Origin of the sequence: Billgrantia montanilacus, assembly GCF_003336675.1 — a bacterium.
Taxonomy (GTDB): Bacteria; Pseudomonadota; Gammaproteobacteria; order Pseudomonadales; family Halomonadaceae; genus Halomonas; species Halomonas montanilacus.
This window is the reverse complement of record NZ_QPII01000025.1, coordinates 46,812-56,094: the sequence shown is the minus strand read 5'-3', so window position 1 is coordinate 56,094 and position 9,283 is coordinate 46,812. Positions and strand designations below refer to the sequence as shown.

7 protein-coding genes are annotated in these 9,283 nt (G+C 63.1%); 3 read left to right on the top strand and 4 right to left on the bottom strand.

Features of this window, described 5'->3' with window-relative positions:
- Window positions 1-202 precede the first annotated feature (202 nt).
- Window positions 203-1,651, top strand: coding sequence for a TrkH family potassium uptake protein (locus DU505_RS20945; protein ID WP_114480912.1), 1,449 nt, complete (start codon window positions 203-205; stop codon window positions 1,649-1,651).
- A gap of 240 nt (window positions 1,652-1,891) precedes the next feature.
- Entirely contained in the window at window positions 1,892-3,130 is a 1,239-nt protein-coding gene (locus DU505_RS20940; protein ID WP_114480911.1) for a TraB/GumN family protein, read from the top strand.
- A 9-nt stretch (window positions 3,131-3,139) separates the two neighbouring features.
- Here the strand turns inward: DU505_RS20940 and DU505_RS20935 are convergent, their stop codons facing one another.
- The gene (locus DU505_RS20935) at window positions 3,140-3,568 is read right to left on the bottom strand and encodes a transcriptional regulator (protein ID WP_114480910.1); all 429 of its coding nucleotides are present in this window, start codon (window positions 3,566-3,568) and stop codon (window positions 3,140-3,142) included.
- Between the two features lie 150 nt (window positions 3,569-3,718).
- On the opposite strand from DU505_RS20935, the gene DU505_RS20930 reads away from it, so the two are divergent.
- Window positions 3,719-5,704 (top strand): sensor domain-containing diguanylate cyclase, encoded by a 1,986-nt coding sequence (locus tag DU505_RS20930; protein ID WP_181872894.1) that lies wholly within the window; start codon window positions 3,719-3,721, stop codon window positions 5,702-5,704.
- A gap of 4 nt (window positions 5,705-5,708) precedes the next feature.
- Here the strand turns inward: DU505_RS20930 and DU505_RS20925 are convergent, their stop codons facing one another.
- The 3 genes from DU505_RS20925 to aceK form a co-directional block, all read right to left on the bottom strand.
- Complete coding sequence (locus tag DU505_RS20925) at window positions 5,709-6,476, bottom strand: tRNA-uridine aminocarboxypropyltransferase (RefSeq protein ID WP_422667068.1); 768 nt, start codon at window positions 6,474-6,476, stop codon at window positions 5,709-5,711.
- 228 nt (window positions 6,477-6,704) lie between these two features.
- Window positions 6,705-7,439 carry an SIR2 family NAD-dependent protein deacylase gene (locus tag DU505_RS20920; RefSeq protein WP_114480908.1) on the bottom strand — a complete coding sequence of 245 codons (735 nt, stop codon included), beginning with the start codon at window positions 7,437-7,439 and terminating at the stop codon, window positions 6,705-6,707.
- A 66-nt stretch (window positions 7,440-7,505) separates the two neighbouring features.
- Window positions 7,506-9,251, bottom strand: a complete 1,746-nt coding sequence (aceK, locus tag DU505_RS20915; protein ID WP_114480907.1) for a bifunctional isocitrate dehydrogenase kinase/phosphatase — start codon at window positions 9,249-9,251, stop codon at window positions 7,506-7,508.
- Window positions 9,252-9,283 lie beyond the last annotated feature (32 nt).

Sequence of the window (9,283 nt, the reverse complement as noted above, 5' to 3'; positions counted from 1 at the left end):
GTGCTGATCGCCCACGACGACGTGGTGGTGGAATCGGGCGATCACCTGATCCTGTTCGTGATCGACAAGCGCCGCATTCGCGAGGTGGAACGCCTCTTCCAGGTCGGCCTGACCTTCTTCTGATGCCAACGGGGCGCCTCTTGATATCACGCTGCAGCTTCGCGTTTATCGTCCGCACGCCTGTCGCCAGGGGAGTCGCCGCATGAGCCTGCGCATCATCCTGCGCATCCTGGGCATGCTGCTGATGATGTTCAGCCTGACCATGGTGCCGCCCATTCTGATCTCGCTGCTGTTCGGCGATGCCCAGTGGGATGCCTTCGCCATTGCCATCATCATCACCGCGGCGACGGGACTGATGATGTACCTGCCCAATCGGCTGGCGCGCAAGGAGCTTCGCACCCGCGACGGCTTCCTGATCGCCGCCCTGTTCTGGAGCGTACTGGGGCTGTTCGGTTCGCTGCCGCTGATGTTGACCGGCGACGCCGCCCTGTCGCTCACCGATGCCGTATTCGAGTCCTTCTCGGGGCTGACCACCACCGGCGCCACGGTTATCACCGGTATCGACTTCCTGCCGGAGTCGATCCTCTACTATCGCCAGCAGCTGCAGTGGCTCGGCGGGATGGGGATCGTGGTGCTAGCGGTGGCGATCCTGCCGACCCTGGGGGTCGGGGGCATGGCTCTCTATCGCACCGAGATCCCCGGTCCGCTGAAGGACTCCAAGCTCACCCCGCGCATCACCGAGACCGCCAAGGCGCTGTGGTACATCTACGCCGCCCTGACCATCACCTGCTTCCTGGCCTATATGGCCGCCGGCATGAACTGGTTCGATGCCCTGGGCCACAGTTTCTCCACCGTGGCCATCGGCGGCTTCTCCACCTACGACGCCAGCATCGGGCACTTCGACAGCGCCACCATCGAGCTGATCTGCATGCTCTTCCTGATCATTTCGGCGATGAGTTTCAGCCTCCATTTCCTGGCCTGGCGCGGCCGGCGCATCCGTCACTATTTCCAGGATCCGGAAGCCCGCTTCCTGCTGATGTTCCTGGCTTTCCTGTCCGTCATCACCGTAATCTCGCTGTGGCTCACCGGCACCTACGATACCGAGCGTGGCCTGCGTCACGGTATCTTCCAGGTGGTGTCGGTCGCTACCACCGCCGGTTTCGGCGTGGCCGACTTCTCGGCCTGGCCCGGCGCACTGCCCTTCCTGCTGTTCGTAGCGGCCTTCGTCGGCGGTTGCTCCGGCTCCACCGGCGGTGGCATGAAGGTGATTCGCATCATCCTGATCCTCAAGCAGGGCATGCGCGAAGTCATGCGCCTGATCCACCCCAATGCCGTGATCGCGGTCAAGATCGGCAAGGTAAGCGTACCCGACGGCATCGCCCAGGCGGTGTGGGGCTTCTTCTCGGTCTACGTGATGCTGTTCTTCCTGATGCTGGTGGGCGTCATGGCCACCGGCGTCGATCAGGTCACTGCCTGGTCGACGGTGGCCTCGGCGCTCAATAACCTGGGCCCTGCACTCGGGGAAGCCTCAGCGAATTACGGCGAAATGCCTACGCTCAGCAAGTGGATCCTGGTGATTGCCATGCTGCTCGGCCGACTGGAGATCTTCACGGTGCTGGTGCTGTTTACCCCGGCCTTCTGGCGCCGTTAGGGAAACACTGCACAAATGCCTACACGAGCGAGTCACTGCGTTGCGCGGTGCGCGGAATCCTCACATATACCCCATATGCTCCGGTTCCTGTGCTCCGTGCGCCTTGCGCTTCATCTCGCTCGGCAATTTGTTCAGCGTTTCCTTGGATAAGCCTGATGCTACTTCCGACAGACCGGGTTTGGAGCGCGGGCCGGCTTCGTGGATAATCGGGCATTCACTCCCTTTCAAGCCCGAGCGTTCATGACCCACTCCCAGGACACCGTGACCGACCCCCGCCAGGAAGGCGACTTCAGCGGCCCGCGCCAAGTCATCGAGCTGGGCGTGACCCGCTATACCCTGCTGGGCACTGCCCATGTCTCGGCCCAGAGCGCCGATGACGTGCGCCGCCTGATCGGCTCCGGTGAATTCGATGCCGTGGCCATCGAGCTGTGCGACTCCCGCCACCAGAACCTCAGCGACCCGGACGCCCTGGGCAAGCAGGATCTCTTCGAAATCTTTCGCCAGGGCAAGGCCGGCATGGTCGCCGCCAGCCTGGCACTGGGCGCCTTCCAGCAGCGGGTCGCCGAGCAGTCGGGTATCGAGCCGGGCGCCGAGATGCGGGCCGCCCTGGAGGAGGCGCGCCGGCACGAGCTGCCCTTGCTGCTGATCGACCGCGACGTGGGCATCACTCTCAAGCGCATCTACCACAACGTGCCCTGGTGGCAGCGCATGTCGCTGTTCACCGGGCTGCTCGGCAGCGTGCTCTCGCGTCAGGAAATCAAGCCCGAAGAGATCGAACGGCTCAAGGAGGGCGACGTGCTGGAGTCGACCTTCAACGAATTCGCCGCCGAATCCGAGTCGCTGTACATTCCGCTGATCACCGAGCGCGACAGCTACATGGTGATGCGCCTTGCCGAACAGGCCCCACCCGGACGCTATCGCAATGTGCTGGTGGTGATCGGCGCGGGGCATATGAAGGGAATGGCCGAGCGCTTCAGCGAACCCTTGCCCGCCTCGCCCCGGGAAGAACGTGAGAAGCTGGAAGTCACACCGCCACCCTCGAAGCTCTGGCGCGCCCTTCCCTGGGTGATCACTGCCTTGGTACTGACCGGTTTCGCCATCGGCTTCTCGCGCAATACCGAACTGGGCTGGCAGCTGGTCGGCGAGTGGTTCCTGATCAACGGCGTACTCTCGGGGCTTGCCACCCTGGCTGCCCTGGCTCACCCGGTCACGGTACTGGCGACCATGGTTGCTGCCCCGCTCACCTCGCTGAACCCGACCATCGGCGCCGGCTTCGTCGCCGCCGGCGTGGAGTTGTGGATGCGCAAACCAAAGGTGCGCGACTTCTCGACCCTGCGCCACGACGTTACCGAGCTGAAGGGCTGGTGGCGCAATCGGGTCTCTCGAACACTGCTGGTGTTCCTGTTCGCCACGCTGGGCTCCGCCGCCGGCACCTGGATCGCCGGCTTCCGCATTGCCGGTGCGCTGTTCGGCAATTGACGGGGCGCGTTACCTCTCTTTCGAGGCTTCGTCGCTCTCATCCGGATGCGTGCCATAGGCATGAGAGAACGCCTCGATGACCTGGGCTACCACCTTGCGCTGCGCGACCGGCAGCGCAAGGTAGTGTTGCAGCACCTGGCGTTCCTCGCCACTGATCGACGCCTCCCATCGACCCCGAGCCTCACGAATTCGCAGCCCGGCGGCTTCCCCGTAGCGCAGTGCCTGGGGCTCGATGCCCAGCCACTCTGCCAGCACCTGAAGCTTCTCCTGCTTGGGAAGGGTCTCGCCACAGAGCCAGCGACGCACCCCCTGAAGGGTGACGGGCTTGCCCCAGTAGCGCAGGTTGAATTCACGCTCCAGCACGGCGGGCCGCGGCTCGTAGCCAGCCGAGCGCATTGCGGCTGCCAGGCGTTCTGCAAAGGCGGTTTTCTCATTCATGCGGCGAATGTGCCGCGCAAGTCATGCTCGCAGTTAAACTGGAGTTGATCTATTATAGCAACCAATGGTTAACTCCATCATGTCAGTTGATCGTCGATGCCAGCCGCGGCAAGACCCGGCCGTTGGCTCAAAACACAACAGGACCCCCCCATGCCGGACTCGCTTCAAAGGGATCTCGATGCGAGCTACTGTCCGAAGGTACTGGCGAAAACCGCCGGTGCCATCCAGCCTCATGGCTGCCTGATCGTCGTCGATCAGCGGTGGCGCAGAGTTATCCTCACCAGCACCAACCTGAACCGGTTCATCGGCCAGGGACCGGCCGATGTACTCGGCCGTTCTCCCTCGGCCGTACTGGGCTCGGCTCCCATCAGTCTGCTCGTATCCCGGTTCGGCAAGGGCGAAGAGGGACACCCCAATACCGCTACCTGCCGGCTCGAAACCACCCCGCAGCCGCTGCATGTCACCGCACACGGCGCGTCAACCAGCATCGTTCTGGAGCTGGAGCCATGCGGAGACCTGACAGACAACCTGACGGAACGGGTGGCTGGCTGGGTTTCATGCATCAGCAGGTCAGACAGTCCAACCAAGGTGCTTGCGTTGCTATTGACGGCGCTGCGTGAGCTGACCGGACTCGAGACCGCGGAGGCCTATCGCATCGGCGATGATGGCCACCTGCAGTGCCTAACGGCAGAGAACGCCTCCGGACAGGCCAACAATGGTTGCTGCGCCTTTCCCGCCGGCCTTTCGCTCCCGACGGAGTGCCTCCTTTCCGGGACCACCCCTTTGCGGATGATTGCCGATACCACGGCAAGGCCGATCTCTCTGACAGGTAAGGGCGCAGCTGCCCTGGATCTCTCCCAGGCCATACTTCGCGTGGTCCCGGCACATGACCGGTGCTGGCTACGTCAGCTGCAGGCGCATGCCGTCCTTGTCATCAACCTGTACGATGGACAGCGCCGCTGGGGGCTGATCGCCTGTCATGGTCGGCAGGCCCGCTATCTGGCACCCAGGCTTCGCCAACTGCTGCAGCTGCTGGCCCATACGGCACTCCAGCGCTACGCCCTGCTGCTGGAGCGGGAGGAATCCCTGCGTCGACGCCGGTTCCTGGCAACAGCCGGCCAGCTCGGCGTTCGCCGGCCGCAACGGGTCTCCAGCGCCTCGCTGCTGACAGCCGCCAGGGCCTGCAAGCACTATTTCCGAGCCTGCGGTGTCGCCCTAGTATATCAAGGAAAGGCCCTGGGACTTGGCAAGCGTCCGCATGCCCGAACCCTACAGCAGCTGGCCCATCATCTCGACCGCTGTTCATCCGATGACCTCTGGCACAGTCATCGACTGGGCGATACCACGCTCGGCAAGACCTTGCTGCCACAAGGGAATTTCCCCGGCCTGCTGGCCGCTCCCCTGACCAGCGAGGCACAGCCAGCGGGATGGCTGCTGCTGTTCCGACAGCCCGCTGAAAGGTATCCCGTTTCGCGACAGAATGGCGACGACCAGGCCGGAGGGACACACGAAAGCCCCCCCTGGACCACGGCTGACCAGCTTGCCGCTCTCGATCTGAGCAGAATGCTATCCAATGACATCACCGTCTGGCGGGCCAGGCATCGCTGCAGGCGCCTGCATGAGCGCAATGCCAGGCTCCGTCACCTGGCCCACACCGACCCTGTCTCAGGCATTGCCAACCGGCACCGGATCGAGGAGCTGCTCAAGGCGGAACTCGCCATAGCCCAGCATGGTGGCAAGCCCTGCTCACTGCTGCTGTTCGATATCGACCATTTCAAGCGGATCAATGACCGTCATGGTCATGACGCAGGCGACAGCGTGCTGCGGCAGGTGGCCCAGGCGGTGCAGGCTCGACTGCGAACCACGGATCACCTGGGCCGCTGGGGCGGCGAGGAGTTCTTGATCATCGCCCCGGACTGTACCCTGCGCCAGGCCGCCGAGCTGGCGACTCGCCTCTGCCAGGACCGGCTAGACACGCCCTTCCCTGCTGTCGGCCCAGTATCGATCAGCATCGGCGTCACTGACTGGCAGCCGGGCGACACACCGAACCAGCTGGTGAACCGAGCCGACATGGCCATGTACCAGGCCAAGGAGGCGGGGCGCGCTTGCGTTCGAGTGGCCGAGTCAGCAGGCTGAAGGCTCACCGGGTGCGTCGGGTCTGCAGCCGCTTCATGGCGGGCGTCGGCTCCAGGAGCTTTTCGAAGCGCCGGCTGGCGGCGTAGCTGTCGTTGAAGGCGTCGAAGTAGTCATCCAGCACGTCGCCAGCCAGGGTATCACCCGATTGGCGCAGCAGCTCGGCGGCCACCTCGGCCGTGCAGAGGTGTGCCGCCGACGCCGGCTTGCGCAACTGATAGCGAGTCAGCCGCTCGGAGACCAGCGGCAACACCGGCAGGCTATCCAGGTAGGGGCTCTTGCGAAAGATCCGCCGCGCCTGGCGCCAGGTACCGTCGAGCAGGATAAAGACGGGCGTCTTCCCGTCGCCCTTGACGCTCGCGACGGCATCCAGGCCCACCACGCGGTCGGCGTAATCGGGCTGATCGTCGGGAAAGATCACGAAGGGGGCAAAGCGGTCATCCTCGAGCAGCGCGAGAAGCCGCTCGTCCGGTGCCGTTCGATACCAGGTAAACACCTCGGTGGTGGGCAGCACGTCATGGATCAAGCGGCCGGTATTGGTCGGCTTGTGGTGCTCCAGCGGGTGCGTCAACAGCCAGACACGGGCCGTACTCTCCACCGTGAGCCGATAGGGGCAGAGACAGTTGAGGCGAGGCAGATTGCAGCCGGGGCAGCGCTCGACGAAGCTTCCACGCGCCTTGAACTCACGCCGCGGTGGACGGGGATGGCCCGTGGCGGGGTCGCGGGCGGTGAAATCGCCGGAAGTCTGCTTCGACATGAAAGTCTGGGTCGACATATGAGCCTGTCGGGGTGCTGAAAGGGGCCGCATTCTATCATGCCTTTTCACGCCGGAGAGGCATGCGCAGCCAGCCCAGTTGCGTTAGGCTTCGTACGAAAAGTCGGCGAGCGATAGCCAGACAAGGCAAAAACCGACGAAAAAACGGAGTTTACGGGGGGGTAAATGAGTACTTTGAGCCGGTTTTTAACGCCGTATGGCTGAGCGCAGGCACTTTACGTGCGTAGCCTAGTCTATCAGGGTCTCCGGCATCCACAGCCGCCCCTCTCGCGTCCAGTGGCGCACCAGCTGCGGCACCCCCCTGCCGGCCGGCTGACTGAGCCGAGCCACACCGGGTGGCGACAGGGATTCAGCGTCGGGGTCCACCAGCACGCAGGGGGCCTCCAGTGGAGCGTGATCCAGCAATGAAGCGGCGGGCATGACGGCAAGCGAGGTGCCGACCACCAGCAGCAGGTCCGCCTCGCCGACGATCTCGCAGGCCTCGGCAAAGTGCGACACGCTCTCGCCGAACCACACCACGTCCGGGCGCAGCTGGCTTCCCTTGTCGCAGATATCGCCCAGTTCGATGCCGCCGCGGGGCAGGCGATACTGCATGCGCGCGTCCACCGTGGAGCGTGCCTTGAGGATTTCGCCATGCAGGTGCAGTACGTTGCGTGAACCGGCGCGTTCGTGCAGGTCGTCGATGTTCTGGGTAATGATACTGACCCGGAATCCCCGCTTTTCCAGCTCGGCCAGGGCCTTGTGGGCGGCATTGGGCCGGGCCCGGCGTACCTGGGCCCGGCGCGTATTGTAGAATTCCAGCACACGCCGGGGATCGCGACGCCAGGCTTCGGGGGTGGCCACCGCCTCGATGGGGTGGTCGGCCCACAGGCCATCGTTGGCTCGGAAAGTCTGGATACCGCTCTCGGCGCTGATGCCCGAGCCGGTAAAGACCACCAGATGGGGGCGCCTCTGCTCCGCCATACCTTGCCTCGTCATTGCTGTTGCCTGTCGGGCTCGTTGAAACGGCAAGTCTGGAAGCGGCTCGCTTCAATAGACCAGGCCATTCTCCTCGCTGCCGGCGAATCGCTGCTTGTTGCGGTAGGGATAAACGTCAATGACTCGTCCATCGAGGATGGCCTGCTGCAATCCCTTCCAGTAATCCGCATCAAGCAACTCCGGGTGCAGCTCATAAAAGAGCTTGCGTAGCCGAATGTCGGCGAACAGGAAGGGGCCGAATTCCTCGGGAAAAATATCATTCGGCCCCACCGAGTACCAGGGTTCATCGGAGAGTTCCTGCTCGGGATACATCGGCTCCGGAATATGGCGAAAATTGCACTCGGTGAGATAGCAGACCTCGTCATAGTCGTAGAAGATCACCCGGCCGTGGCGAGTGACGCCGAAGTTCTTCAGCAGCATGTCACCGGGGAAGATGTTGGCAGCCGCCATCTGCTTGATGGCATTGCCGTAGTCCTTGAGAACGGCCCGTGTCTCGGCTTCATCGCACTGCTCGAGGTAGATGTTCAGCGGTGTCATCATCCGCTCCGTGTAGCAGTGCTTGATGATGACCTTGTCGCCCTTGAGCTGGACGTTGGAGGGCGCCACCTCAAGCAGTTCCTCGAGGCACTCGGGCGAGAAGTGATCCTTGCGAGCAATGAAGTTTGAGAACTCCTGGGTATCGGCCATGCGCCCGACCCTGTCGTGGCGCTTGACCAGGCTGTATTTCTCGCGCACGTTCTCCCGGCTCATCTGCTTGGAAGGGTCGAAACGGTCCTTGATGATCTTGAAGACCGTGCGAAACGACGGCAGCACGAACACCGCCATGACCATTCCCCGTACCCCGGGCGCGATGATGAACTTGTCCTCGCGCTTGGCCACCTGCCGATTGAGTGCGCGAAAGAACTCCGTCTTGCCATGCTTGAAGAAGCCGATCGTGGCATACAGCTCCCCTTCGGGCTTGTCGGGCATCAACTCCTGCAGATAATCGACGAACTCACCGGGCACCTGTACCTCGACCTGGAAGTAGGCGCGGGTAAAGGAAAAGATGATGGACACCTCGTCGGACTCGATGAGTACCGTATCCAGGTGCAGGCCCTTCCCTTCATCGTGGAGCACCGGCAACACCAGCGGAACCTGCTCGCCGCCCCCTCGAATGCGTCCTACCAGATAGGCGCCCTTGTTGCGGTAGAAGACACTCTTGAGCAGCTCGATCTCGGTATCCGGTGCGTCAAGAATGGCGGCCGGCAGGTGATCGCTCAGGAACTCGGCGGCCAGCCGAGAATCACGCTGCAGGTTATCGAAGGGTGTCTCGAAGGGTGTATCCACCAGTGCCCAGCGGATGGCTTCCTGCCATTTATCGTCCACCGGCAGGCGACGACAGCGCTCGATACCCGAGTGGTGCGCCGCCGCATCCCGGGAGCTGTAGACGAACATCCAGTCGTTACGGATATGGCGGTGATGGAAGATCGAGCAGAACATCGAATTGAAATAGGTTTCGGCCAGCTCGTAGTCGAGACGCTGGCTGATCAGTTCGGCGTAGTGATTCCTGCCCTCGCGCCAGCACTCGCAGTGGGTAAGATCCTCGTCGACGAAGGAACGTTTGAGCCTGTCCAGGGTTTCCTCGACCTTCTCGTCGTAGAGGTTGATGCGTTCCGCCGAGGCCTGCTGTGCCTCACGCCATGCAGCATCACGGAAGCGCCGACTGGCATCCGCGGTGATCTCCTTGAAGCGTGAACGGTACTCATCGAAGCCGTGCAGGATCGTGGCAGCAAGACGATAGGCGGGGGAATGCTTCATGGCGGACTCCGGGCAGCTTGAGAGACAAGCTT